This window comes from Mesorhizobium album (genome assembly GCF_033977205.1).
GTDB lineage: Bacteria > Pseudomonadota > Alphaproteobacteria > Rhizobiales > Rhizobiaceae > Mesorhizobium > Mesorhizobium album.
On sequence record NZ_JAVIIW010000001.1, the window covers coordinates 340,327 to 366,830 of the forward strand.

24 protein-coding genes and 1 pseudogene are annotated in these 26,504 nt (G+C 62.4%); 6 read left to right on the top strand and 19 right to left on the bottom strand.

What is annotated here, in order from left to right:
- Window positions 1-70 precede the first annotated feature (70 nt).
- The 4 genes from RFN28_RS01590 to RFN28_RS01605 are packed head-to-tail and all read right to left on the bottom strand — an operon-like array spanning window position 71 to window position 2,092.
- Entirely contained in the window at window positions 71-1,060 is a 990-nt protein-coding gene (locus RFN28_RS01590; protein ID WP_320285598.1) for a serine kinase, read from the bottom strand.
- Window positions 1,057-1,491, bottom strand: coding sequence for a lasso peptide biosynthesis B2 protein (locus RFN28_RS01595; RefSeq protein ID WP_320285599.1), 435 nt, complete (start codon window positions 1,489-1,491; stop codon window positions 1,057-1,059). Before RFN28_RS01595 ends, RFN28_RS01590 begins: the two co-directional genes overlap by 4 nt.
- Window positions 1,491-1,778 (bottom strand): PqqD family protein, encoded by a 288-nt coding sequence (locus tag RFN28_RS01600; protein ID WP_320285600.1) that lies wholly within the window; start codon window positions 1,776-1,778, stop codon window positions 1,491-1,493. Before RFN28_RS01600 ends, RFN28_RS01595 begins: the two co-directional genes overlap by 1 nt.
- A 32-nt stretch (window positions 1,779-1,810) precedes the next feature.
- Window positions 1,811-2,092 carry a hypothetical protein gene (locus RFN28_RS01605; RefSeq protein WP_320285601.1) on the bottom strand — a complete coding sequence of 94 codons (282 nt, stop codon included), beginning with the start codon at window positions 2,090-2,092 and terminating at the stop codon, window positions 1,811-1,813.
- A 436-nt stretch (window positions 2,093-2,528) separates the two neighbouring features.
- On the opposite strand from RFN28_RS01605, the pseudogene RFN28_RS34810 reads away from it, so the two are divergent.
- The 4 genes and pseudogenes from RFN28_RS34810 to RFN28_RS01620 form a co-directional block, all read left to right on the top strand.
- Window positions 2,529-2,573: pseudogene (locus RFN28_RS34810) on the top strand (hypothetical protein); the annotation flags it as partial.
- A 72-nt stretch (window positions 2,574-2,645) separates the two neighbouring features.
- The gene (locus RFN28_RS01610) at window positions 2,646-4,364 is read left to right on the top strand and encodes an AMP-binding protein (protein ID WP_430676995.1); all 1,719 of its coding nucleotides are present in this window, start codon (window positions 2,646-2,648) and stop codon (window positions 4,362-4,364) included.
- A 182-nt stretch (window positions 4,365-4,546) separates the two neighbouring features.
- Entirely contained in the window at window positions 4,547-4,789 is a 243-nt protein-coding gene (locus RFN28_RS01615) for a hypothetical protein (protein WP_320285603.1), read from the top strand.
- A gap of 97 nt (window positions 4,790-4,886) precedes the next feature.
- On the top strand, window positions 4,887-5,621 hold the full coding sequence (locus RFN28_RS01620) for a metallophosphoesterase family protein (protein WP_320285604.1): 735 nt from the start codon (window positions 4,887-4,889) through the stop codon (window positions 5,619-5,621).
- A gap of 95 nt (window positions 5,622-5,716) precedes the next feature.
- Here RFN28_RS01620 and RFN28_RS01625 read toward each other — a convergent pair whose 3' ends face one another.
- Window positions 5,717-6,709 (bottom strand): NmrA/HSCARG family protein, encoded by a 993-nt coding sequence (locus RFN28_RS01625; protein WP_320285605.1) that lies wholly within the window; start codon window positions 6,707-6,709, stop codon window positions 5,717-5,719.
- A 167-nt stretch (window positions 6,710-6,876) separates the two neighbouring features.
- On the opposite strand from RFN28_RS01625, the gene RFN28_RS01630 reads away from it, so the two are divergent.
- On the top strand, window positions 6,877-7,794 hold the full coding sequence (locus RFN28_RS01630; protein ID WP_320285606.1) for a LysR family transcriptional regulator: 918 nt from the start codon (window positions 6,877-6,879) through the stop codon (window positions 7,792-7,794).
- A gap of 99 nt (window positions 7,795-7,893) precedes the next feature.
- Here the strand turns inward: RFN28_RS01630 and RFN28_RS01635 are convergent, their stop codons facing one another.
- The 6 genes from RFN28_RS01635 to RFN28_RS01660 all read right to left on the bottom strand — a co-directional run bounded on the left by RFN28_RS01635 (window position 7,894) and on the right by RFN28_RS01660 (window position 15,480).
- Window positions 7,894-10,278, bottom strand: a complete 2,385-nt coding sequence (locus RFN28_RS01635; RefSeq protein ID WP_320285607.1) for a polysaccharide biosynthesis tyrosine autokinase — start codon at window positions 10,276-10,278, stop codon at window positions 7,894-7,896.
- A 167-nt stretch (window positions 10,279-10,445) separates the two neighbouring features.
- On the bottom strand, window positions 10,446-11,342 hold the full coding sequence (gene galU / locus RFN28_RS01640) for a UTP--glucose-1-phosphate uridylyltransferase GalU (RefSeq protein ID WP_127857925.1): 897 nt from the start codon (window positions 11,340-11,342) through the stop codon (window positions 10,446-10,448).
- A 75-nt stretch (window positions 11,343-11,417) separates the two neighbouring features.
- On the bottom strand, window positions 11,418-12,368 hold the full coding sequence (locus RFN28_RS01645) for a glycosyltransferase family 2 protein (protein WP_320285608.1): 951 nt from the start codon (window positions 12,366-12,368) through the stop codon (window positions 11,418-11,420).
- Entirely contained in the window at window positions 12,358-13,296 is a 939-nt protein-coding gene (locus RFN28_RS01650; RefSeq protein ID WP_320285609.1) for a glycosyltransferase family 2 protein, read from the bottom strand. Before RFN28_RS01650 ends, RFN28_RS01645 begins: the two co-directional genes overlap by 11 nt.
- Entirely contained in the window at window positions 13,293-14,282 is a 990-nt protein-coding gene (locus tag RFN28_RS01655) for a glycosyltransferase family 2 protein (protein WP_320285610.1), read from the bottom strand. The genes RFN28_RS01650 and RFN28_RS01655 overlap by 4 nt, the downstream gene beginning before the upstream one ends.
- Before the next feature lie 25 nt (window positions 14,283-14,307).
- Window positions 14,308-15,480 (bottom strand): glycosyltransferase family protein, encoded by a 1,173-nt coding sequence (locus tag RFN28_RS01660; RefSeq protein ID WP_320285611.1) that lies wholly within the window; start codon window positions 15,478-15,480, stop codon window positions 14,308-14,310.
- A gap of 275 nt (window positions 15,481-15,755) precedes the next feature.
- Between RFN28_RS01660 and RFN28_RS01665 the strand changes: the two genes are divergently transcribed.
- Entirely contained in the window at window positions 15,756-17,141 is a 1,386-nt protein-coding gene (locus RFN28_RS01665) for a polysaccharide pyruvyl transferase family protein (RefSeq protein WP_320285612.1), read from the top strand.
- On the opposite strand, the gene RFN28_RS01670 is transcribed toward RFN28_RS01665, so the two are convergent.
- The 8 genes from RFN28_RS01670 to RFN28_RS01705 all read right to left on the bottom strand — a co-directional run bounded on the left by RFN28_RS01670 (window position 17,037) and on the right by RFN28_RS01705 (window position 26,504).
- Window positions 17,037-18,503: a lipopolysaccharide biosynthesis protein gene (locus RFN28_RS01670; RefSeq protein ID WP_320285613.1), complete on the bottom strand. Its 1,467-nt coding sequence runs from the start codon at window positions 18,501-18,503 to the stop codon at window positions 17,037-17,039. The genes RFN28_RS01665 and RFN28_RS01670 overlap by 105 nt on opposite strands.
- Complete coding sequence (locus RFN28_RS01675; RefSeq protein ID WP_320285614.1) at window positions 18,500-19,765, bottom strand: glycosyltransferase; 1,266 nt, start codon at window positions 19,763-19,765, stop codon at window positions 18,500-18,502. The genes RFN28_RS01670 and RFN28_RS01675 overlap by 4 nt, the downstream gene beginning before the upstream one ends.
- Window positions 19,766-19,962: 197 nt before the next feature.
- Window positions 19,963-21,204 carry a glycosyltransferase gene (locus RFN28_RS01680; RefSeq protein ID WP_320285615.1) on the bottom strand — a complete coding sequence of 414 codons (1,242 nt, stop codon included), beginning with the start codon at window positions 21,202-21,204 and terminating at the stop codon, window positions 19,963-19,965.
- 174 nt (window positions 21,205-21,378) lie between these two features.
- Window positions 21,379-22,461, bottom strand: a complete 1,083-nt coding sequence (locus RFN28_RS01685; protein WP_320285616.1) for a glycosyltransferase — start codon at window positions 22,459-22,461, stop codon at window positions 21,379-21,381.
- 40 nt (window positions 22,462-22,501) lie between these two features.
- Window positions 22,502-23,833, bottom strand: coding sequence for a UDP-glucose dehydrogenase family protein (locus RFN28_RS01690; RefSeq protein ID WP_320285617.1), 1,332 nt, complete (start codon window positions 23,831-23,833; stop codon window positions 22,502-22,504).
- A gap of 132 nt (window positions 23,834-23,965) precedes the next feature.
- A complete protein-coding gene (exoK, locus tag RFN28_RS01695; protein ID WP_430676978.1) occupies window positions 23,966-24,835 on the bottom strand; it encodes an endo-1,3-1,4-beta-glycanase ExoK in 870 nt (289 codons plus the stop codon).
- 134 nt (window positions 24,836-24,969) lie between these two features.
- On the bottom strand, window positions 24,970-25,362 hold the full coding sequence (locus RFN28_RS01700) for a hypothetical protein (RefSeq protein WP_320285618.1): 393 nt from the start codon (window positions 25,360-25,362) through the stop codon (window positions 24,970-24,972).
- Window positions 25,363-25,487: 125 nt separating this feature from the next.
- A complete protein-coding gene (locus tag RFN28_RS01705; RefSeq protein WP_320285619.1) occupies window positions 25,488-26,504 on the bottom strand; it encodes a glycosyltransferase family 2 protein in 1,017 nt (338 codons plus the stop codon).

The window sequence follows — 26,504 nt, forward strand, 5'->3', positions numbered from 1 at the left end:
GAACCGCTCTATCTCTTTGTTTTCACGCAATTCCGGACGGAAAACCGTTGCACACTTCCTGGAATTGCTCTCAGGCCTGATCCAGCACGGCGCGGATCAGCGCCGCTGCGTCGGTCGGGCTTGAGCCGACTTCCAGGGTGAAGGTGGGGACCGCCTTGACCAGTGCCGCGATCGTTGCCATCCGACGCTTCTGCATCGGCAGGAGGCCGGTCATGCCGGTCCTGACATTGTCGGTGGCGAGCGCCACCATCGCATCGGTCCTAGCCATGGGTATCAGCCGGGTTTTGCCATCCGCTGAGCGCGCCAGATGCAAAAGCGCGGCGACGGGTCTGGCGCGAACATCTTCGATGCGGATGATCTCGCTCAGACGCTCCAGCGAAACGGCCTGCTCGCCCTCGGCGTCCCATATGTCTCCGAGGCAGGGTGAGAGGAATGGCAGCATCGCCGCGGTGTTGCGGTGGATCTTCGCCTTGCGCGGCATGCCCCAGGCCGTGGTGCCATCCGGTGTCGCCCGCAGGATCATGGCATCGTCCGAGCAGAGGCCGAAGCCTTGCGAAGCAAGCGCCATGGACGTCGTCGACTTGCCGGTGCCGCTCGGCGCATGGATCAGCACGAGCGCGTTGTGGTCGGGCAACGTCAGACCGGCGGTATGGAGCATATGCTGTCCGCCGGCATCGAGCGCGGCATCCAGAACCGTCATCAGCAGCGTCCATTTGACCGTGCTGCCGGGATGGACGCGGATTTCGGCCCAGCCTTCATCGGCATGGATGGAAGCCATCTGCAGGCCGGGAAAGATCAGATGGACGACATCTCCGCCGTCGATCAGTCGGCAATGGCCGTCCAGCGGAACGTCGCCGTCGAAGGCTACTTTCCCTTCGGGGTTCTCGGGCAGGGCCGATGTCTCGACAATGTTCACTGGAAAACCGGCTTCGACGGATTCGCTGACACGCAAGGCGCCGAGCATCAGGTCGAAGCTCGGCCAGAGCTCGGCGCGCGACGCCGATATGCCGATGACCTGGCCATCGAGGTCATAACGGAAAGTGGTTGCAGCACCGGTCAAGCGGCGCGCGCCCCGGCAGTGTGGGCATGATGGCGATAGATCTCGACCATGCCGGGCAGGCTGTCGCTGACCACCGGTTTGCCGTCGAGGCAGACCCAGCAATGCGCCGACAGGCGCGGCGCCTGCATGGACTTCGAATCGACGCCGAAGCGCAGCTCGGGATCGAACCCGGCCATGCGCAGGAAGCGGAAACCCAGCAGCCCTTCCCGCAGGCACCTGCGGTCGCGCATCAGCCAGGGATGGCGGACCGTGCGGTTGACGCGGGCGACGATGTAGGCCGAAGGCAGGCCGCGATAGGGCGTGGGCGCGTCAAGCGGCGCCCATTTCAGCACCGTCTCGAGATCGCGCTGGCCGATCAGCCCCGGCATCAGCCGGGCGCTGAGCCAGAGATGAGCGCGGAACAGGGCGCGCAGGAACGGTCCGTCGGCCATCACGCGTCCGCGTCGGTGAGGATGCCTTCCGTCACCAGCTCGGCGGCCAGCGCCGCCATGTCCTCGTCGAGCGTCGCCTTGTCGACCTCGAATTCGTCCGACAGCAGATCGACGATCTGATCGAGGCTGCGCGCGCCGTCGACCTTGTCGAGGAAGGCTTCGGTGGTGCCGTTGCAGGTGTAGAGCTGGCCGCTGCGCGCCAGAAGCACGACGGCGCCGTCGCCGACATGCTGGACGGAGGCGTCATCCGCCATCCGCAGAACCGTTTCAAAGGCAATTTCGACCATGCGCCCGCTCCAGACCAATTGCCGGAGAGGAATTAGCGCGGCAGCGCGACACTGTCCATTGCCAGCGAAAGCCGCGGCGCATTTGGCGATGTGTCCATCCGGCTCTCTCGCCAAAAAATCAAGCCTGCTTCGATCGATCGAAGCAGGCTTGCCACGGTAGCACCGAATATCAGTCGAAGTTCGTTGAGCTCGCAGGTACTGCTGTCACAGCCGACAGCTTCTCGCGCCTGTTCAATACAGGCTTTTCGTACTTTTTCTTCACAGGTATCCCCGCCATAAGTTGACGGCTGCAAATGACAATCGGCGCCCAGCATTGTCAATACTGTGACGCGTTTCCGGCAAAGTGTTGCCTTCCTGCCCCAAGGTAAGCTAAAAACCAGCGGCGTTTCTGGGGGAGTGAACAGTATGCGTTACAACTGGGACCGGGCTCCGACGACTTTCGAGCGCCACCGGAAGGCATTGGCGGCCGCCATTCTGATCGCCGGCGGCGTCGGGCTGATGCTCGCGGCACTGCCGCTTTAAGCCGTCTCACATCCCGGGCAAGCGGAACGACGCTCCAACCGGACGCGCCGCCGGACGGCTTTGCTGGCCAAGTCGACCAAATTGCAGGAAGACATGGCTGAGGGAAGCGGCTTAGTCTATTGCGAGACGGCAAATCGTTCCCGGGGAGGAAAGTCGATGGCATCGCGCTACCATGAAGTCTATGCGGACTGGAAACGCGACCCCGTAGGGTTCTGGGCCGAGGCAGCCAAGGCCATCGACTGGTATTCGCCGGCCGAAAAAGTCTTCGATCCAACGGCCGGCGTCTATGGCCGCTGGTTCATTGGTGCCACCTGCAACACCTGCTTCAACGCCATCGACCGCCACGTGGCGGGAGGCCGCGCCTACCAGCTGGCGCTGATCCACGACAGCGCCATCACCGGCACGATCCGGAAATTCACCTATGCCGAACTGAAGCGCGAGGTGGTCGCGCTCGCCTCGGTGCTGAAGAACCGCGGCATCGGCAAAGGCGACCGCATCATCATCTACATGCCGATGGTGGCGGAGGCGGCGATTGCCATGCTCGCCTCGGCGCGCATCGGCGCCGTGCATTCGGTGGTCTTCGGCGGCTTCGCCTCGCATGAGCTCGCCACCCGCATCGACGACGCCAAGCCGAAGCTGATCATCTCGGCGTCCTGCGGCCTGGAGCCCGGCCGCGTGGTCGCCTACAAGCCGCTGCTCGACAAGGCGATCGAGATGTCCAAGCACAAGCCCGACGCTTGCCTCATCCTGCAGCGCGACCAACTGCGCTGCGAGATGACGGACAATTTCGACATCGACTATGCCGACGCGGTCGCCCGCGAGCGCGCGGCCGGCGCCAATGTCGATTGCGTGCCGGTTCTAGCCACCGACCCGCTCTACATCATCTATACCTCGGGCACGACCGGCCAGCCGAAGGGCATCGTGCGCGACAATGGCGGCCATATGGTCGCGCTGGAATGGACGATGGACAACGAGTTCGGCGTCAAGCCGGGCGAAGTGTTCTGGGCGGCCTCCGATGTCGGGTGGGTGGTTGGCCATTCCTACATCGTCTACGGACCGCTGCTGCATGGCGCGACCAGCGTGCTCTTCGAAGGCAAGCCGATCGGCACGCCGGACGCCGGCACCTACTGGCGGGTGATATCGGAGCATGGCGTGGTGGCGCTTTTCACGGCGCCGACCGCCTTCCGCGCCATCAAGGGGCAGGATCCCCAGGGCGACTTCGTGCCGAAATACGACCTGTCGAAGTTCCGCACCCTGTTCCTCGCCGGCGAACGCGCAGACCCCGAAACCATCAAATGGGCGGAGCAGAAGCTCAACCGTCCGGTGATCGACCATTGGTGGCAGACCGAAACCGGATCACCGATGACCATCAACCCGGCCGGGCTCGGGCTTTTGCCGGTGAAATACGGCTCGCCCGGCGTGCCGATGCCCGGCTACGATATCCGCGTGCTCGACGATGCCGGCCATGAGGTGCCGCGCGGCACGCTCGGCAATGTCGTGGTCAAGCTGCCGCTGCCGGCGGGCTGCCTGCCGACGCTGTGGAACGCCGACACCCGCTTCCGACAGGCCTATCTCGAGGAATTCCCCGGCTTCTACAAGACGGCCGACGCCGGCATGATCGACGAGGACGGCTACCTCTATGTCATGGCCCGCACCGACGACATCATCAACGTCGCCGGCCATCGGCTCTCGACGGGAGCCATGGAGGAGGTGCTGGCCGCGCATCCGGACGTCGCCGAATGCGCGGTGATCGGCATCGCCGACGCCATGAAGGGCCAGGTGCCGCTCGGCTTCGTCGTGCTCAATGCCGGTGTGTCGCGCGACACCGGCGCCATCGAAAGCGAGGTGGTGGGCCTGGTGCGCGAAAGGATCGGCCCGGTCGCCGCCTTCAAGACGGTGGTGACGATCAAGCGGCTTCCGAAGACGCGCTCCGGCAAGATCCTGCGCGGCACGATGCAGAAGATCGCCGACAAGGAGGAATGGGCCATGCCGGCGACCATCGACGATCCTGCCATCCTCGACGAGATCTCAACGGCGCTCAAGGGACGCGGCATCGGGATCTAGAGCGGTTCACCGTTTCACAGAAACGGCAAACCGCTCTATCCCTTTGTTTTGACGCAATTCCGGACGGAAAACCGTTTCACACTTTTCCTGGAATTGCTCTAGCCGTCGCGCAGCCTCGGGATCGAATTGCAGCGTCGGGCGATCTCACGAATTCTTCCCGCATTGCAATCGCCTGTTGTGCAATGCAGCAACAGACCCTAAAGTTTGTCCTGGGGGGCCATTCCCAAGGCAAGGCATGGCTCAGCACAAGACGACTTTCGGCGGACGCGCCGCCGATCATCATCTTCCTCGCGGCAGTGGCGCTGATGGCGTGGTCGCTCAGTTATCCGCTACCGGCTGAAGGCCACCTGAGCCAGCGACATGGCGAAAGCTCTTGCATCAACAATGCATTGCCAGCCAGTGTGGAAATGTTTGCGTTCGGCTGATATCGAGGCTTGGCCCGCGCCCATGTGGCGCAATGCACGTGCGAGCACCGAGCCTAAATCCGTGAGCCTGTTCCAACGATCGAGACGACCCCGGCCCTTGCCGCGCGAACGCCTGGTGATGGATATGCGGGACACGGTGGTCTACGCGATTGGCGACGTGCATGGCTGCCATGACGAGCTGCGCACGCTGGAGCACAAAATCGGGTTCGACGCGCAGGCTTTCCGTGGCCGCAAGATGATCATCATGCTCGGCGACTATGTCGATCGGGGACCAAATTCGCGGCGCGTGATCGAGCATCTGATGGCGCCGCCGCCAAAAGGCTTCATGCGCGTCTGCCTGGCCGGAAACCATGAGGTAGCAATGCTTGCCTATCTCGACGGCCACCTGTCGCGGGAGCCGTGGCTTCGCGTCGGCGGACGGGAAACGCTGTTCTCCTATGGCGTCGATCCGGAGCGGCTCGCAAACCTCTACGACTCGGGCGATGAGGTGGACGAGCGCATTCGCGAGACTATCCCCGCCAGCCACGTCGCCTTCATGCGCACGCTGCCGGTGATGGTCTGTTCGGAAAAATTCGTCTTCGTCCATGCCGGCATCAGGCCGGGAATCGCGCTCGAAGCGCAGGATGAGGCCGACCTGCTCAACATCCGCGAGGAATTCTTCCGCGCCGCGCATAGCCTCGACCGCTGGGTGGTGCATGGACACACCATCGTCGACGTTCCGAAGCTCGACGGACGCCGGCTCGACATCGACACCGGCGCCTTCCAGAGCGGACGCCTGACCGCCCTCAGAATCGTCGGCAAATATGGCCGGCTGCTGTCGAACAAGGATTGAGGGAGAGTTCCTAAGAGCAGTTCGGACGGCTCCGAGTATTAACTCCGGAAGGCGAAACGCTCCACGCCGCCTTCATGACGCAAGCACAGTTCGTCTCAGGTCGGCGCAAACTCGGCATCTGTAGCGGCGCCAAAGGACAGCAGGTCGCCTTGCCATTTGCTGCGTCTGAGGAACTGTTCCCAAGTCACAGCTTCCGGATCGATTTTCCGACTCCAGGTCAGATCGCGCGCAGGGGCGTAGTAGCCATATTCGACGACGTATTCGACCATACCCACCAACTCGCGCACGAGATGCTCGTTGCCGGCGAAGCTCGGAAAATGGCGTAACAAGTCTTCACGCGAATAGGCAGTGGCATAGCGCGCTCGCTTTCCGGTGACCTGCACAAACGTGTCCACCATTTGCTGCGCCGAGATAAACTGGCCGATCACAGGCAGAACTTCGCCAGCGTATCGCGCCGGGTGGTCAAAGATCTCGCGCACCGCTGGGCCGGCCGCAGTGAGCGGATCACAGAACGGCATGGGGATGTCTGGCGGCAAGTATATGGCGAACGTGATGCCATCCTCTCCGCCCTGCGGCACGTAGTATTCCAGAAAATTGGTGTAGTAAAACGCCAGATACACAAACGAGCTGCGGACGGGCAAGTCGCGAATATAGTCCTCTACCTTTGCCTTGTCCGTGAAATGCGGCGCCCACTTGGTGCCGCCGGTGATGGCTTCAACATTTTCCAGTCCGCTGAACACTACGTTCTCGACGCCAGCGGCCACCGCCGCATCGGCCAACTCCTTGCCCAGGTCAAGTTCGGGTTCCGTCGGCGGCACCTTGACGATGGGCGGCGTCATCAAGAACGCCCCAACTGAGCCTTTCATTGCTTCAGTCAGCTCAGCCTGCTTGCCGAGTTCAAGGGGCGCCATCACGACTTCGGCACCCTTCTTCGCCAAAGCCTGCGCGGGTTGGCTGTCGAGGCGCCGCGTCAGGGCGCGTACCCGGTAGCGCCCGCTGTCGAGCAAGGAATTGGCGACGCTACGGCCTTGCTTGCTCGAGGCACCAACAACGGTAATCAGAGGTTTGACAGTATCGGCTTGGCTCATGCTGGTCATCCCGGTTTGAGGGCGGAAACCGCTTCCGCCCCCGACCTCCACCACGGCCCGTTGACGGGCGCCGCGCGTCGGCCTTGGCCGCAAGTCAAGGCTGATGCGAGCTATATTGGAAATCATAAAAATGTTCGGCTACTATCCATTCTATGGATACCAAGCGCTTGGACCTCAATCTATTGGTTACCCTGGAGACGCTGCTGGTCGAGCGGAACGTCACCAAGGCGGCTGCCCGACTGCACCTGAGCCAGCCAGCGGTAAGCGCCCAGCTGAACCGTCTCAGGCGCGAGTTCGATGACCTGCTGCTAATTCCTGCCCAGCGAGGTATGACGCCGACGGTCAAAGCAATGGAGCTGCTCGATCCGTTGCGCCAAGCCCTCGATCAAGTTCGCGCCACGGTCGCCTCGCACAGGAACTTCGATCCGGCGAAGGCCAACCTAACCTTCGCAATCGCTTGTACAGACTATCTGCAAGCGGCAGTGGTCAAGCCGCTCGTTGTGGAGCTCAGGACGCGAGCGCCCGGTGTTCGCGTCGCTATCCGCAATCTGGACCTGCCGCAGTTAGAAGCGCAGATGGCGCGCGGCGATGTGGATTTGGCGCTCATGACGCCTCAGGCCGCCTCGCCAAGTCTTCGCACCCGCCATCTGTTCGATGAGCGCTATGTGCTCATCGGCCGCCGAAAGCATCCGCGGCTGCGCCATGGAATCACGGTCGCTGAATTTGCCGAGCTAGAGCAAGTGATCGTATCCTTGGAGGGGGGTAGCTTCGTGACGCCGTTCGACAGCGCTTTGGCTGCTTTCGGACACAAGCGTAACGTGGTCCTCTCTTCGGCGTCATTCCTGTTTGTCCCCGAGATCGTGTCTCAATCAGACTTCGTAGCGCTGGTCCCGGAACGGCTCGTACGCGACTCTGCGGACCGGCTTGAAGTGATGGACTGTCCCTTCTCGGTTGAAGGCTTTACAGTGGGAATGGTGTGGCATGAGCGCAATCACGGACACTGCGGCCAACGCTGGATCCGTGAAGCTGTTGTCTCACTTGTCGCGCGTCAATCCTCGTCCCAGGCGCGCGATGGTCAGAGCTAACGCGCGTTGCGCTGAAGCGGATTCAGGCGACGCGCTTCGGGTCTTTGTTTTTACACATGTCGTTGCCCAAAACCACCGAGCACTTTTGGGCGACATGCATTAGGCGGCCTGCTTGGCGCGCGCGTCCGATTTCTCCAGGTAATAGCTCGAGTAGCGGTCGAAGAATTTTTCCGAACCACCGAACGAGCCGTATTTCGACAGCTTCTTCAGATCGACCTTGTTGAGCACCGCGCCGACGACCTTGTCGGCGATGTAGGGCTCCGATTCCAACATCGAGCGCACCATGGCGCGAGGCGTGCGGCCCCATTCGGTGACGAGCACGAAGCCGTCGACCAGCGGCGCGAAGGCCTTGGCGTCGACCACCGGGCCGAGCGGCGGCAGGTCGACGATGATGTATTCGAACGTCTCCTTGGCGTTTTCGATGAAGCGCCGCATGCCGGCCGAACCCAGCAGCTCGCCGGTGTGCGAGAACTGGCCGCGCAGCACGGCGGGGATGATTGCAAGCTTGGTCTGACGGTCGACCTTGCCGACCGATTGCCAGGTCTGGCCATTGACCACCGCTTCCATCAGCCCGTGCTCGGACTCCATGCCGAGGCTACGGCTGAGGCCGGGATTGCGCAGGTCGCCGTCGATCAGCAGGGTCTTGGCACCATTGGCCGCGAGCAGACCGGCAAGATTTGCCGCCACCGTCGATTTGCCTTCGCCTGGCAGGATGGAGATGACGCCGACCACCCGGCTGCCCTTGTCCTCCATCACCACATCGAAAGCGATCTTGGCGTTGCGGAGCGTCTCGGCGAACATCGAGGCCGGCGCGTCGAGGCTCACCCGCATGCGCGCCCGTCTCTCGGCGGCCGACAGGCTGGTGACCTTGCCGTCGGCCGGCAAATCGTCCGGCTTCGTGTCCTTGGCTTTGCCGCCGCCGATCGTCGGCAGATAGCCGAGGAACTTCAGGCCGACGCGGTCGCGAACATCCTCGCCGGTGCGGAAGAAGCGCTCGTTGAATTCGTTGAGGCCGCCGAAGCCGGCGCCGAGCATAAGGCCAAGCACCAGCGAGAGCGCCATGACCCTGAGGGTGCGCGGACTTGACGCGGCAAGCGGCATGTTCGCATCCGAGATGATGCGGACCTTGCCGACCGGGAAGGATTGCTGCTGCGAGGCCTCCTGATAGCGGCTGAGGAAAGTCTGGTAGAGCGTGGAGAGCGCCTGCGCCTGCTGGTCGAGCTCTCTGAGCCTCACCTGCGATTCATTGTCGGCCGAGCTCTGGCCGGCGGCGGTCGCGATCTTCTGTTTCAGCTCGGTCTCGCGCGCCTGCGCCACCTGGAAGTCGTTGCGGTAGCTTTCGGTGATCTGCTTCAGCTGCCCGAAGATCTGCGCCGACACATCGGCCTTCTCCTTGGTGAGCGCCACGGCCTGGGGATGGTCCTTGCCGTAATTCGCCTCGACATCCTGCAGCCGCTTGGAGATGGCGAGATAACGGGTCTTCAGCGCTATGATGACCGAGCTGCTCGGCTGATCTGACGCAATCGCCGAATCGTTGAAAGCATTCTCGGAGCCGCTGTCGACGATCGCCTTGTATTGCTGGTAGCGCGCGCTGGCGCGCGCCGTATCGGCCTGCGCGACAATGAGCTGGGCATTGAGGTCGGACAACTGCTTGCCGCTCAGCAACTGGCCGTCGCTGTTGGCGGACAGCCCGTGCTCGGCCCTGAATTTCTCGACCTCCATGGCGGCCTGTTGCGAGCTTTGGCGGAGCTCGTTCAGCCTGCCCTGCAACCAGACGGCCGCGCGCTCGGTGGCGTCGAAGCTGGCATTGAGCTGATCGGCGAGATAGGCATCGGCATAGGCCTTGGTGATGGCGGTGGCGAGAGCCGGATTTGTCGACTGATAGCCCAAGGTAATGACGTTGCTGCGGCCGTTGCGATCCGCCGTCAACTCGGTCTGCAGCTTGAGAACCGCATAATCATGCCGCGCGACGGCGATCATTGCCTGGCGTGTGGCGGCGTCGACATTCTGGATCCCGGGAATGTCATCCGTGCTGGAGCCGCCGCGAAAATAGGCAACCACGCCGCGCAGAAAACCGATACCCTTCGCAAGGGCCGATTGCGGCGGGTACATGAACTCGTCGTTCTGGTCGAGTTTCAGCTTGTCGACCACCACCGACGCCAGCCGCGCCGAGTTGAGAATCTCTATCTGGCTGAGGATTGTCGCGTCTGTCTGCTGCGTTGCACTGGCCGCCGATATGTCGTCCACGACCTTGTTCAGGCCTTCGTCGATCAGCACGCTCGCGACCGACGTGAATTGCTTAGGCGTGGTCTGCAGATAGATCACGCCCAGGAACAGGCCGATGACGGCGCAGACCGCCACCACCTTGGCCTGCCGGGCCGCCATGCCAAGCAGACGCTCGACATCGATGAAGTCTTCGCCCTTTTCCGCTTCGGTGCTGGGCAATGGTATCCTCTTGTCGAGAGGAAAATTGGCATAATTCATCTTCGGTCCAATTCCAGGTTGCAGGCGCTACCGGCCTTCGAAGAGTGGCGTCGTTACCAGAAAAGACCACGCAACATTCGTGCCACGGGGCGCCCGGCCGGAAAGGCCAGGCGCTTGCGCGGATGTTGCGCCATCGCGATTGCGCATATGCACCCAAAATTTGGGCATTATGCGGCTACTTCCCGGCGCTCGTGCGACCGGACGAATTGCTGCAGCATTTCGAAGACCGGTCCCTTCATGTCGTCGCGCGCCAGAGCAAAGGCGATGGTGGCCTCGATGAAGCCCTCCTTGGAGCCGCAATCGAACATGCGGCCGTTGAAGGGCTGGGCATAGAACGGCTGGCTCTCGGCCAGTCGAACCATGGCGTCGGTGAGCTGGATCTCGTTGCCGGCGCCGCGCTGTTGGGTGCCGAGCAGGGCGAATATCTCCGGCTGCAGGATATAGCGGCCGTTGATGTAGAAGTTCGACGGCGCGTTGGCGGGAGCCGGCTTCTCGACCATGGCGGTCACTTCGAAGCCTGAGGCCACCTCGGCGCCGCGGCCGACGATGCCGTATTTGCCGGTTTCCGAAGGATCGCAGCGTTCGACGGCGATGACGTTGCCGCCGGTTCGCTGATAGAGGTCGACGGTTTCGGCGAGGCAGCCCGGCGCGCCAAACGACACCATGTCGGGGAGCAGCAGGGCGAAGGGCTCGTTGCCGATCACGTCGCGGGCGCACCATACGGCATGGCCGAGACCGTGCGGCGACTGCTGGCGGATGAAGCTGGTGGCGCCGGCCACGGGCAGCAGGCTTTCCAGCGATTGGAGCTGCGCCTTCTTGCCGGTCTGCTCGAGCGTCCCGATCAGTTCAGGGTGCAGGTCGAAATAATCCTCGATGACCGCCTTGTTGCGGCCGGTGACGAAGACGATGTGCTCGATGCCGGCCTCGAACGCCTCGTCCACCGCATATTGCACGACAGGCTTGTCGACGACGGGCAGCATTTCCTTGGGCATCGACTTGGTTGCCGGCAGGAACCGCGTTCCGAGCCCTGCCACTGGTATGACTGCCTTCCTGACTTTCTGCATCGCATATTCCTTCTGAGGAGATCGATCTCAAACCTATCGCCGGCTATGAAAATTTATTCCATTCGCCCGCATGCTTCACCTCCCCGCCCCCACGGCAAACTGTGCCGCAACCCTTCTCAGCCGGACCGCGATCGGCATGCTGATATGCCTGACCGCGGCCGGATCGCTGAGCGCCGTGCGTATCGCCTTGAGCGGCGCACGCGCCTTGATGTGCTGGACCAATGACAGGAACGAGGCCGCCTTGCGCAGACTGCGGCTGCGCCTCGCGAAGGCCGTCTTGGCGGGCTCGTCCATGAAGTGCGCAGCGGCGAAGGCTGCATCCGCTTTTGCCATCGCCTCGACATGATGCAATTCGAGCACCCGCGAGATCGAACCGGTGCGGATGTGGTAGACATAACCGGTGGCCGGCTCGACCACGCAGCGGCCGCCCTTGGCCAGCGCGCTTGCCAGCAGAATGTAGTCTTCGCCGATGCGCAGCTTCTCGTCGTAGCGAAGCCGGTTTTCGTCGAGGAAACGACGCTGGAAGATCGGCTTCAGATAACCGAGATTGAAGCGCGACTCGAAGACGACGTTGCCGGCGATGTAGTCGGCAAGCGATATCTCGCCGAGTTCCTCGAGATACCCGGTCGGGAACATGATGTCGTCGGGCGTGCCGTCCTCGCGCACGACCTGGACATTGTCTACCGCGATCTCGGCACCCGCCTTCTCCGCCCGCACGATCATGGCCGCCAGCCTGCCGGGCAGGACGGCATCGTCGGAATCGAGCACCGCCACCCAGCGCCCGCGGGCCAGATCGAGCCCGACATTCCTGGCGCCGCCGGGCCCTCGGTTGGCGGGAAGCGCGACCACTCGCACAATATCTTCGGGATAGGCGCGCGCGACATCGAGCGTGCGGTCGCCCGACCGGTCGTCGACGACGATGACCTCGACGGAAACCCCGTGCTGCGCCATCGCGCCGGCAATCGCCCGGTCGAGGGTCGCCTCGGCATTGTAAGCGGCGATGACGAAGCTCACGTCAGGCTGCACGCTTGTCCCCTTCCTGTGGGTTTAGGCCGTACTGGCGGATCTCGCGAACGCCGACCAAGCCGCTGACGACGCCGACATGCATAATGCCGCGCAGCATGCTGCGGTTCCGTCGCACCGGACTTGTCGCCGTCAAAAGCGCCATGCCAAAGCAATAGGCAGCCTTGGCGGAGGCGAGACCGACCTGGCCGGCGCGGCGCAGGCCGGCGGTGTTGCGCCCGATGAGATGGCCATGTGTCTGCCCGAAGCGGAAGCGGCGGCGGCGCAGCCAGTCGAAAGCGGCTCTCGAGCGCGGCACCACCTCGTCGACAAAGGCCTGCGGGGCAAAGGCGATGCGTCCACCGGTCTTGACCACCGAATCGAAGAATTCGGTGTCCTCGCCGCCGGTCTGGCCGCGCGCCAGGCTGAAGCGCCGGTAGCGCAGGCTCTCATCGGTCATCCTGAGCAGGACGTTGCAGGTATAGCCGGTGCGGATCTCGCCACGCACCCAGACGGGCAAGGTCGAATGGAAATCACCCTTGCGCATCCAGTCGGGCGCATCCGCAAGATAGTTCGCGCGAACCGGCCCGAGCACGGTGGTGGCGCGCGTGGCGTCGGCCGTCGCCATCAGCTCGACGAGCCAGCCCGGCGAAGCCGTCTCGTCGTCGTCAATGAAGGCGACGAAGTCCGAAACGCTGGCATCGAGGCAGGCATTGCGGGCGATCGAAATGTTGCGGGCCGGCGCGTGGCGATAGCGGATCGGCAGCTTAAGCTGCTCAGCCAATGCCTTCACTAACGGTTGCGCGCTCGGCTCCTCATCGTTGTCGGCGACGACGACGCCGATCTCGAAGCCGGCCGGCTTCTCCAGCGCGGCAATGGAGCGCAGCGTGTCGGCAAGCTCCGGCCGGCGGAAGGTGCAGATGCAGATGTCGATCGAGCGGCCGGCCATCATGCCGCCTTCCGCTGCGATCGCGGCGTGAGAAGCTGCTGCCAGAAGCCGAGGGACCAGCCGAGATGCATGACCATCGCCGAAACGCCGGCCAGCGCTATGCCCGAATTGCGCTGGCGGATGGCGGTCACGGCGCCATAGCCAAGGCACACGGCAGCCCAAAGCAGGAATGGCACGGCCGCCAGCCAGTGGAAGAGGGAGAAGAACGCCAGGAGAACGACCGGCGCGACCAGCAGCGGGATCATTTGCCGCAGCTTCGGCACCATGCGGTGCTTCAACACGTTCTTGGCGCGGCCGCGGCCATAGCCAAGATACTGGAAAAAGAGCCCCTTAAGCGTGGCGCGCGGATAGTAGACCATCTGCGTCCTGCCGCTCATCCAGATGCGGTAGCCGGCCAGGCGGAGCCGATGGTCCAGCTCGGCGTCCTCGTTGTGGCTGAAGCTCTCGTCATAGCCGCCGACAGCCTTGAAGGCGGCGATGCGCATCAGCGCATGATGGCCGTGGTCAACCCATTCGCCGGCCGACATGTGGCGGTGCTTCGAGCCGCCGGTGCCAAGCTTGGAATTCTGCGCCGCGGCAACCGCTTTCTGCACCGCGCCGGTGCCGCTGGTCAGCATCGACACCACGACCGAATCGGCGTCTGTGGCAAGCGCTTCCTCGACCAACCTGTCGCAGTAGTCGGCGGGATAGCCGCCATGCGCGTCGATGCGGATGAGATAGTCGGCACCGTCGCCAAACGTCGCCACGGCAAGGTTGATGGCGGCGCTCTGGATGCGCTTTGGATTGGCAAGCAGGATGACCCGCGGATCCTCGGCCGCGGCCTCTTCGACGATGTCTTGGGTGCCGTCCGTGCTGCCGCCGTCGGCGACAACGATGCGCGCGCCGAGCCTTGCCGCCGCCGGCCGCAATTGCTCGAGCAGCGCGCCGATATGGACGGCCTCGTTGAGGCACGGAATGACGATCAGGCTCGATGCCGCGGTCGGTGTCATCGGTGTTTGCATTCCCTTCGCCATGCTATGCGAGCGCCCCTGCTGCGAAGGCGCCAGGGGTGGCGGCCAGATCGCGCAGCTTGTCGACGAATGCCAGACAGTCGCTGCGATCGTAGCTCCAGGTTCTCGGATTGCGGGCCAGCACACGGGACTTCAGCCCGCCAAAGCGCTCCTGACCCATCCGGCCCAGCTCGGCCTCGAGCCCTTCGGGCGTGGCCTCGGACAGGAGCACCCCGATGTCCTGCCGCTTGAGGAAACGGCCGGTTTCGGTGCTCGCCATCGAAACCGGCACGGCGCCGAAACGGCAGCCTTCGTAGAGGCGGTTGGGGAGCAGCCATTCGGAATTCTGGCCCTGCTCGAAAAAATCGATCGCCCAGGAGAAATGCACCTCCCGGTAGATCGCAGCCATGTCCTCCGGATTGCGATAGGGACCGCGAAAGGACAGCCAGGGCTCAGCCTCGACGAAGGCGTGGAAGTCCGGGAATTCGGACAGCGCCGGGCGGCCCCTGAGCACCACTTCGAAGCGTCCGTTCTGCCGGCGGGTGAACTCGGCCAGAAGCTCCAGCGAACGGCGGCATCTGAGCGCGCCGAACCAGCCGATGCGCCAGGGCGGCGCCGCCGGGCCGTCATCCTCGCGCCGATGATCCACCGGCACCGGCAGGGTGTCGAAATACTTGTTCTCGATCAGCTCGACCGGTGCGGCGATTTGCCCGAATGGCTCGAAATAGTTGGCAATGAAGGCAGGGGAACTGGTCACCAAAAGCTTCACGTCGCGGGCGAGATGGCGTTCGGCGCCGCGCAGCGTCTTGCCGATCAGGTCGTTGCGCAGCACCAGCCGATGGATGTCCAGGCATTCGTAGACGATCGGCACGCTTGCGCCGAAAGCGTGTCTCGCGCGGCGGGCCAGTGCCAGCATTTCGAGGTTGCGCGCGATGATGAGATCGGGCTGTGGCACGGCACCAAGCTTGGCGCCGATCGAGACCGCGGCCTTTGCCACCGCGCCGATACGCTGCGCGAATCGGCCATCACGCGTCGGGCCGAGGTCGACCGGCTCGAGGCCCTCGATCTCGGCGATCGGACCGCTAGTGCGACGGAAACCCGCCAGGGTGATCCCGGCGCCGCCTGCCTTGAGCATTTTGACCCTGCGACGAACTGCCGGGTCGGATATGTCATGCACAAGGTACAAGACATGCAGCATGAAACTAGACCGCGTTGGGCCCGCCACCCATAAGAATGCTAGTACAGCTTTTGCTGCATCGCAACATTTTTGGTGCGGCGTAGCAAGGTAAGCGCCACTTTTTGTTGCGCTGCAAAAATCGTACGCTAATCTGGCGCCTTGAAGACCGTCGGCGATCAGTTGGTCATAGGTGCCGCATAGGCGCGCCAGCCAGTCAGAACGGATCCATGTACCGGCATTTTGGGCGACAAGGGGCCGCCACCTTACAGCAACCTGCCCAAAGATGAGGAGATGCGATGAAGATCATCGTCGAGAACACGGTCTGCCTGAATACAGGAGACGCAGCGATCCTGCTGGCGATTCGCCACATCCTGAGGACCGTTGCCGGCGACGGCTTAAAGCTCTTCGTCTTCGACAGCCAGCCCGAAGTCGCGTCAAGGCTATATCCAAAGAACGACTATGCGGATCTGGAATTTAACAAGCTCCTGTCTGAATCACTCTTCCGCTATCCCTCGGGGAGCGGATTGAAAGACCGGCTCAAGCCGCTCTACAACCGGATCGTTCGCACGGTACTGCGGCAATTTGGCCCAAACAGCGCTCTCGGGCGCGTCTTCTTCAGCTCATCCGATCGACGCAGTCTGGATATCTATCAAGAAGCCGATCTCGTGATCACGACAGGCGGCACCTATCTGGTCGAGAACTATAATCTTGAACGGCGCCTGAACCAGTTTCGCTTCGATGCGATCCTCGGCAAAGACCCTGTGTTCTTCACGCAGTCCCTCGGTCCGTTCAAGAACACTTACAATCGGCGCGAACTGAGCCCAATCTTCGATCGGAGCCCGCTCATCCTGCTGCGCGACGAGCGCTCCAAAAACCACATAGTGGATATGGTCAAAGAGCCGCGCAAATGCCACGTCGTGGCCGACGCCGTGTTCGCGCTTGCCGACAGCGACGGCATCGCAAGGAAGCTGGCTTCCCCTGAACCTCCGGCCGAGACTGGGCGGGTCGGCATCTCCGTGCGTCATTGGAACTACGTGAACGATGGCGAAGGCGGCATGCGCCGCTACATCGAGTCAGTACGCGAGATCGCAACCATCCTGGTCCGGGACCAAGGCAAGGAGGTGACTTTTGTCTCCACCTGCCAGGGCGTGCCGGAATACGCCCATGACGATTCCAAGACTGCGCGCGCGATTATCGCCGGCCTCGACCCCGCGATTGCGAGACATGTCAGCGTGGACGCTTCGTTCCACACCCCCGAACAGCTGATGGCGTTGGTCAAGGGCTTCGATTTCGTCGTGGCCACCCGCATGCACATGATGATCATGTCGCTCTGCGTGGGAACGCCGGTGCTTCCGATTGCCTACGAATTCAAAACGAAGGAAGTTGCCAAGCGCATCGGGGTAGCCGACCTGGTGCTCGATATCGACACTGTCACTCCCCCGGAGGCCGCCGAAAAGCTCGGCAGGTTTGCCGGCAAGCTCGACCATTATCGCCGCACGACCCTCAAGGCCGTGCTCGAAGAGCATGCTTCGGCGATGTCGGCCGCGGCTCTGTTGAAGCCTGTTTTGGAAAACGTCTCAGCGCACGTTGCGAACAACGTTGGCAAGCGTGGCGAGCAGAATCCTCCGCGACTGAGGGAAGAGAATCATGAGGATGAAAGCAAGCGCGTAATTGAGGCCTAGAGCCAGGATCACGGCGAGAAGGTCCGACTGGCCGACAAGCGATGCCGGAAGGACCATATAGGCGAGCCAGGCCAGCAGCGACGACGCAAGGAAGAGGCCCTGCATGAGCAAGAAGTCGGCGGCCGTCACCGGCCCGACGCGGTGCACCAATACCGCCAGCACCGGAACGCGCAGAACGTAGCCGCTGATCGCATAGGCGGCAGCGACGCCGACGGCACCCCAATGCAGGCCAACAATGAAAGAGGCCACCGTCGTGAGCGATGAGTATATACCCCATTGGAACATTGCCTTGGTCTTGCCCTGGCAAATGAAAATCCAACCGGTTGTGCTTGAGACGGATTGCATCAGGCTGGCTATGCCCAGCCATGCGAAGATCGGCGCAACGGCGGCCCAGCGCGGTCCGAAGAGGAGCGCGACCACTTGTTCGGAGGTCAATGTCAGTGCCGCGATGCCAGGCATGGTCACCGCTGCCAGCATCCAATTAGTCCGCACGTAGAGGTCGCGAAACCGAGGTTTGTCTTCATGAATGCGGCTGAGCAGCGGCACCATCACGCGCGTCAGCGGCTGGGTGATGTTCTGGAGCGGAAACAGGAGCAGCTTGTAGGCTCTGTCGTAATAGCCGAGTTCGACCGCGCCGGAATATTTTCCGATCAGAATATTGTCGAGATTGCGCGAAAAGAAGTTGACGAGATTGAATCCGGTCAGATTGGCGCCGAACGACAAGATTTCGCCATCGACCCTGAAATCCGGACGCGATGGCGTCCAGCGCGCCACCTGCCATGCGGCTCCGAGGGCAACTACCGCCGCTACTGCCGGCCCCAGTACCAGCGACCAGTATCCCATTCCCGCCCAGGCCGCGACGGCCGCGGCCACCAGCCCGGCAGCCGCCGTTATCACATCATTGAATGCAAGCTGTCCAAACTGGAGATGGCGGTTCATGAGCGCGAGCGGAACCGCCGCGATGCTGCCGAGAAGCAGCGGCAAGGCAGACGCGATGGTGATGCCAAGCATGCGCTGGTCGCCGTAGAACGCCGCGATTGCCGGCGCCAACGCCGCCACCACCACGGCACTGCCCAATCCGACCAGCGCGCTGATCCAGAATACCTGGTTGAGCTGCTTGTCGCTGATGTCCTTGCGCTGGACAAGGGCCTGCTGCAGTCCGAGATTCTGCAGCAGCCCGACGAAAGCGACGATCGGTCCGACCGACGCCACAAGGCCGAAATCTTCCGGCAGCAGCAGACGAGCCAGGATGATGACCGACAGGAATTGGATCACCATCTTGAAGCCTTGCGCGCCGGCTGTAACCAGCCCACCACGCAGGGCGACGCGTCCGAACTGGGGAAGAGGGGGGTTTGCGTTCATCGGGGTGCTTTCATTCCGGCCAGTTCCGTCGCGATCCGTGCGAAGCGCTGGTTCAGCACATCCGCGTTGAAATCCGCTTCTATCTTCCGTCGGGCCGCGATCGCGATCGGCTCGCATGGCTTGGGATTGTCGGCGATCCAGGCGAGTTTGGCGGCCAGCGCTGCAACATCGCGTTCCGGCGCGAGGAAACCTGTTTTCTGGTCCTCGATCAGTTCGGGTATTCCCGAATGATAGCTGCTGACGACCGTCAGTCCGGCGGCCATTGCTTCCATCAGAGCGACTGGTATGCCTTCGAGATCGCCGTCGTAAGCGCCCACACTGGGCAACACGAAAACATGGGCATCCCGCAACCGTTGCTTGACCTCTACGTGCGGCCTGGCACCGAGGAAATTTACGCGCTCGGCGATTCCGAGCTCGTTGGCCAGCCGTTTCAGTTGCTTCAGCAGTTCGCCGGCGCCAATCACCGAATAATTCCAGTCACGGCGGGGCAGCCTGGCCAGCGCGCGAAGCGCATATTCGATGCCCTTCTTTTCGGTCAGGCGGCAGACCGAAATGAACGACAGCGGCTCGCTTTCCCAAGATCGCCACCGGTACTCTATCTCGCCAGGCCGGACGCCCATATGGTGCACCAAGACCTGCGCAGGCGAGGCACCGGTGCCGATCAGCGCGTCGCGAAAGAAGGCATTCACCGGCATCTGGAGAACGCCGTTTTCGAACACCGTTTTGTAGCGCCCGAGAGTGTTGTCGTGCATCGGCCCGCCAACGTCGTTGCCGTGGAAGATTGTCACCAGCGGCGCGGCAATGCGGCCACGCTTGATGACGCGGGCCACCCGCAAGCCGTTGGTCCCGAAATGCGCGACGATAACGTCGGCCTTCCGCAATTTACGTGCATGAAACAGATCGATTGCAGTCGAGAGCTTGTCCCAAAACTTGCCTGACCATTTCCTGAGCAAGGGCCTGTAACGCCCGAGCCCGCCCCACCAGCACACGACCCTTCCGGGCAAATCTCGCCAGCGTTGATCGTCGACATGGGCGTCCTTGCCGAAGGTCGTCTGGTTGCAGACGACCCCGACTTCCATGCCATGCTCGAGACATCCTGCTATCTGGTCGAGGACAAAAGTCTCAGAGAGGGAGGGAAACTTGTCGACAACGAAGCAGATCCTCACAGGCAGTCCGTGCTCACGCCGAAGCTGATCGGACAACCCATCGTCAACAGAGGCTAGCTCTCTCCAGGCCATCAGAACCTGGTTGTCAGGTTGCAAGCGACGGTTTTGGCCGTCCTGAAAAAGTCAGTGGCGGCGGTAACGGGGTGGAAGTCGTGCCTGAGGCACAGAGCATGCAGCATAAACTCGACCGCTGTTGGCCCACCCGTCCGCATTTCTAGTACAGGCATTGCTGCACTGCAACATTTTTCGGCTGAGCATTCTCTCGATCGTAGCTCAGGCCGATTGCCAGCTGTTCAGGCGGTGCCGGGATTACTTCCCGACGGCTCGGCGATGCCGATTGGGGGGCCGGATGTCCGTGTGGGCGCTTGCATAGCCGCTTGGGCCAAGATCTGTGCGAAACGACCGTTCAACACATCGGCGTTGAACTGATCCTCCACCTTGCGACGTGCGGCGAGCGCCACGTCCTCGCATTCTCGTGGATGGTCGAACACCCAGGCGAGCTTGGCGGCGAGCGCTTCGGCGTCCCTCTCGGGCGCGAGAAAACCGGTCGCTCCGTCTTCGATCAGTTCGGGAATGCCGGAATGATAGGTGCTGACCGCAATCAAGCCTGCGGCCATCGCTTCCATGAGGGCAACCGGAATGCCTTCCATATCCCCGTCGCCCGCGGTCACACTTGGCAGCAGGAATAGGTGCGCCGATCGAAGGTGGCGCTTGACCTCACGATGCGGCAGGCTACCCATGAATGTCACTCGGTGTGCCAGGCCCAGTTCCGAGGCAAGCCGTTCCAGACTTGTCCGCAACGGACCGTCGCCGATGATATGATAGCGCCAGTCTATCTCTGGACGGGAAGCCTCCAAGGCAGCAAGGGCGCGTAAAGCAAACTCGACGCCCTTTTTTTCCACCAAGCGACAAACGGTCGTCACGACTGGCTGGGTGCCTTCCCAGGATTGCCAGTCGTAGCTGATCTCGTGAGGGCTGATTCCCATATGATGGACCGCGGTGCTCGACTGGGAAGCGCCCGCAGCCAGAAGCATATCGCGAAAGAGCTCGTTGACCGTGAGGTTCAAGGCCCCATGCCTGATAAGCCCCGCGTACTGAGATGCGAGCAATGAGTTGTGGGACGGGATGGCTACGTCGGCACCATGGAAGATGGTTATGACAGGTGGTCTAAGGACCCGCCATTTCTTGAGCGAGGCTGCTCTTTCTCCATTCTGTCCGAAATGCGCGACAATAACATCGCAGCGGTTCAGCCGACGCGCGAAAAGCATGTCGAGCACAGTTGAAACCTTGTATCGCAGCCGCGCTGGCAGGCGAGCGACCAGTCCGCTGAGGCCAGCGGCCCAACCCCACCAGCGACGCGTAGCTCCAAGCAGTGTGACCATCGGCTCGCTCTGCCGATCGATGCGGTCATCACGCCTCACCCTGTTGCACAGGACCTCTATTTCAAACCCGCGCTCAACCAGACCGGCCATCTGGTCTATGACGAATGTTTCGGAGAGCAGCGGAAACTCGCCGACGATAAAACCAACGCGCATAAGCCGCCTGCACGGAATCGGGTCGGCTGAACTTTCAGTCCCGCCGAGCCAGTGTTGCCTGGAGAGCTATAAGATACACGAGGGCTAACAAAGCGCTACAAAATTATTGCACTGCAGCATGGACTTTCTGCGCGCTGCAGCATCAATTTCACGCGATTGGGACCAGGTGTCAGCTCACGAGGCTTTGCGCAGACCCTGCCTTTGCGCAGCGCTGTTCAAGACGTCCATGAACGTAGCAAACTGGCGGTCGGGATTCAGCTGCGGCCGCTCCGAAAACAGGCGCGCCGCTGACGACGCTCTTTCGTACTCGACCTTGTCGCTCCACAACCGCCGAACCGCGGCCACCCAGTCCGCCAGCGGCGCATCGTAATCCAGCACCACCCCGCCGTCGCCGATCGCTTCCGGAAGGCCGCCTCGCCGGGATCCGACGACGGGAATGCCGCTGCAATGTGCCTCGGACGCGACCCTGCCCCAGGCCTCTTCCCATTTGCTGGGAGCAAGAAGGATCCTCGTACGGCCATAAACAGTCTTCATATCGTTGGTACGGCTCTCCAATTTGGCGTTGCCGAGCGGGGCGAGTATCCGTTCGATCTCGGCGCGGTGCTCGTCATCGAGCATCCAGCTTTCGACAAACAGAAACGGTATTTCATCGCATTCGCGGGCAATTTGGACGGCCAGTTCGAAACCCTTCTCGTTGTAAGGGTTGATCATCGTCACAAATTCACCGGTCGTCGGCGTGCTGTAGAATGCGGGGTTGATCGTGGGTGGAATTACCGTCGATTCGATGCCGAACTTCTCCTGGTACGCGCGGGCGGTGAACTCGGAATTGGCAATGTAGAGCGCGGATCGCAATTCGCGCAGATCTCCGGCCAATTCGTGGAATTCGACGTTCCGCAGGTACACGACCAATGGTACGCCAAGGGCCTGCAGTTCTTTGCCGATTGGCACGGAGTTGTGGCACTGAACAACCGCGACATCGGGCTGCAATCGCTTGACAGCGAAGCCTGCCGCTTCCCAGGGAAACCATGCACGCACCACCGGGTACCCCGGAAACGTGTCGATCACCGCGCGCTGGCGGAGCAGCTTCATCTTGGCGCGCGCCTTGAAGCCGAAGATGCCGTCTCCAAACAAAGCCGCCAGCACCGAGGCTTCATGACCATGCTCGCGCAACTGCTCGACCAGATGATGCGTGCTCGACTGAACACCGCCGCTGAATTGTGGCGTGTAGCCGGTACCACCCGCGAACAGAACTTTCATGATTCAGGCTCCTTCTTGTGCCGGCCCCGTAGCCAGGCCGTCATGCCGCCATCCTGCCGATCGAGTGGTATTCGATGCCGTAGCGCGCGATGACCCTCGGGTCGTAGAGGTTGCGGCCGTCGAAGATGACCGGCGTGGTCAGCGCGTCCTTGAGCGCGTCGAAGGAAGGAGCCCTAAAGTTCTTCCATTCCGTGCAGATCAGAAGCGCGTCGGCGCCGCGCACGGCCGCTTCCTTGGTACCGCAGAGCAGGAGGTCCTCGCGCAGGCCGTAGATGGCCTGGCATTCCTGCATGGCCTCCGGGTCGTAGGCCTGTACCTTGGCGCCGGCCGTCCACAGCGCCTCCATCAGGGTACGCGACGGAGCCTCGCGCATGTCGTCGGTGTTCGGCTTGAAAGCCAAGCCCCACAGCGCAAACGTCTTGCCCCTGAGATTGCCCTGGAAGTAGCGGTTGACCTTCTCGAACAGCACCGATTTCTGCGCGTTGTTGCGCTCCTCGACGGCGCGCAGCAGCTTGGCGTCGAACTTGACGCCCTCGGCGGTCTTGATCAGCGCGCGCACGTCCTTGGGAAAGCAGGAGCCGCCGTAGCCGAGGCCGGGATAGATGAAGTGATAGCCGATGCGCGGATCGCTGCCGATGCCCTTGCGCACTTCTTCAATGTCGGCGCCGAGCTGTTCGGCGAGGTTGGCCATCTCGTTCATGAAGCTGATCTTGGTCGCCAGCATGCAGTTGGCCGCATATTTGGTGAACTCGGCGCTGCGCACGTCCATCACGATCATCTTTTCGTGGTTGCGGTTGAACGGCGCGTAGAGCTCGCGCATCACCGCCTCGGTGTCCTCGCTGGACGTTCCGACGATGATGCGGTCCGGCTTCATGCAATCGGCGACGGCCGAACCCTCCTTAAGGAACTCCGGGTTCGATGCGACATCGAATTTCAGGTCCTCGCGGCCGCGCGCCTTGAGCGTCTCGGCGACCTTGCCCTTGATCTTCTCGCAGGTGCCGACCGGCACGGTCGATTTGCCGACGATGATCTTGGGTTCGTCCATCTCGCGGCCGATGGCCTCGGCGACGGCGAGCACATATTTCAGGTCGGCCGAGCCGTCCTCGCCGGGCGGCGTGCCGACAGCGATCATCTGGATCTGGCCGTGCTTGACCGCCGCGGCCGCATCGGTGGTGAAGCGGATGCGGCCGGCGGCATGGTTCTCCTTGACGAGGGCTTCCAGCCCGGGTTCGAAAATCGGGATGAGGCCCTGGTTGAGCCGCTCCACCTTCGCTTCGTCGATATCGACGCACATCACCTCGTGCCCGACCTCGGCGAGCACCGCGGCCTGGACGAGACCGACATAGCCAATTCCAAACACCGTCAAGTTCATTCGGTTCTTTTCCTGTTCAAGGCCGGGCCGCAAAACGGCCCGGCCGGTTCGGATGGTCCCCAGGCCCTCCATGGGCCTAGATGTTCTGCATGATCTTATCCCAAAAACCGGTTCCCGGTTCTGGGATCATGCCTAGTTGCTGTTAGTTATGGTGCATGCCAGCGATTCCGGGAACTGGCACGGCTGGCCGAGAGCTGTGAAAGCGATGCGCTTGACCTGCATGGTCACCTTGCGGCCGGGATCGGCGAAGGCGCCCATCCAGTTGGTCAGCTTGTCGCTGCCCCACAGGCTGAAGAATATCTTCTGCGGATTGGTCGGCAATTCGTCCGGATTGGTCACTTCATTGACCAGCTTGCCGTTGACGTACCAGCGCAGCCGGTCCTTTTCCCAGACGAAGCCGTAGTCGTTGAAGCCCTTGTCGGCGCCGCCTTCGACATCGACCAGCTTGCCGTTCTTCGGCTTGCCCTGGATGTAGCTGTTGACCTGGACCTTCGACGGATCCTTGGTCAGCACCTCGAAGTCGATCTCATCCCAGGGCTTCTTGTCCTGCGGTCCGATATAGGTGAAGAAGGCCGCGTTGAGGCCGGAACCGCTATCGGTCTTCATCCGCGCCTCATAGACGCCGTAGCCGTAGCGCTGCTTGGTCTGGATCTCGGCGCAGGCGAACTCGCGGTCCTTAAACTTGCGCTTTTCGAAGCTGAGCGAAAGCACGCCGTCGGAAAGCCGGACCAGATCCTTCGACCAGATGCAGTTCTGGTGGGCGCCGTTGCTCCAGCCGTCGGAGACATACCAGCGCGAACGGTCAAAATTCGAGAAATTGTCGACGAATGACGGCGCGCTCTGCATGTCCTGCGCATGCGCCGAATGCGGGGCCGCCACAAAAGCGGCCGCGACCGCCAACAGCGCGCCGGCCAGACTTAGCCAAAGGCTCGCCGGCCCATTCGAGTGCGCGCGCGACATGCCGTTGGCCGCCGCGGCGGTAGTATTTGGAACTGCGTTCATAACAAACTCACCTTGTGTTGTCCGCCCCAACCCAAAGTCACTCCCGGTCGCTTCCAGCGAGCCGCTTTGATCCTCCGCCCTTCAGAACTCCTTCAGTGTCTCGTACCGATGACGGCGCCGCTTTGGCTGCGACGTCAGCTTCTTCCCGCAGGCATCGCCTGCCCGGCCTGCGAACCGGACCGACCGTCACCATCGTCGACAATCGCGTCGAGCGAATGACGCAGTTCCTTCATCAAGCCTTTCTGGCGAGCGAGCTCGGCGATGCGCCGCTCGTAATTCAGGATCGCGCCGGTCATCGCGCTCACGTCCGACGACTTATCTGTCGAGGCGGAGCCGTTCTCCATTGCCTCGACCAGGAAGGCCGCATTGGCCGCCGTCGAGCGATAGCGATTCTCGAGCCCGGTCTTCTCCGCCTCGATCTCCGCACCGATCTGGTCGAACAGCTTCGCCAGACGGTCGAACCGCTGGAGATCAGTCTGCCGGTCACGGGCCGGATCCCTGGATCTGAAGCCAAAAATCGAAGCCATCCGATCGGCCTTTCGAAATTGTGCACCGCAACATAGAGTGCCATTGTCGAGACATGTAGGCAACCTCGTAGTTTCGGAAAGCGGATTTTTTTGGGAACGACCCCAGCGCCGGGCCTTCGTCGGGATTACTCTTTTGCGGCACTTGTCGCCGACATCAGGAAGCGCGTCGTCGGCACTTGCTGCTTTGCAGCAATGCCGGCGCGTCGGAACAACGCCTCCAGCTTGTCGGCGGCTACGCCGCGAACGATGGGGATCAGATTGGACTGGCTGGCAAAGGCATAGGCAGCGGCCGATACCAGGCCGCGCTCCGCCTTCACGTCGAGGAAATTGCGCAGCCGGTATTTGTCGCGCACATGGCGCTCGTGGCGCCGCAACGCGGCCTTCGAGCCTTCCGGCAGATTTTTGAGCGCCAGCAGCGCCAGGTCGGCGTCGGCGAGGCGCTTCAGATCCTGCGTCCTGTGGCGGCCGCTCAGCGAATCGGCGCGAACGATCGCGCCGTAGCCGCAGGACTTGATGACCTTGAAACGCGCCCCGCAGGCGACTGCGCGCGCATAGAGCTCGTAATCCTCGCCGAGCCGCAGATTCTCGTCGTAGCGCAGCCCGTGACGATCGAGGAACGCCCTGCTGATCACCGGCTTGAGGAAGCCAAGCTCGCCGCGCAGGACGCGGCGGCGGGAAATGTTGCCTTCGACGAAACGCTCGAAATCGAGGAATTGCGGTTCGGGCGCAAAGGACGGAGCCGCGACCTTGGCAGGATCGGTCACGGCATTGTCCCTGATCAGCATGATGTTGTCGGCAGCGAAATCCCAGTCGGGGCCGGCGAACAGCCGGCGGAAGCGGCCCTCGAGGAAGAAATCGTCGGCATCGAGGATGCTGATGAAGGGCGACGTGGACGCCTTGATCGCCGCGTTGCGGGCAAAGGACGGACCCTGATTTACATCGAGACGCATCACCTTGAGCCGGCCGCTGCCATCGTCGGCGGCGCGCGCCACGTGCTGCGTGTCATCGGTGGAGGCGTCGTCGACCACAACGACTTCCGCCACCTCCGCCTCGCGCAAAGCCGAGGCGATGGCGACCGGTATGGTGCGCGCCGCGTTGCGGGCGGCGATGATGACGCAGACCCTTGGGGTCGTCACGGGCAT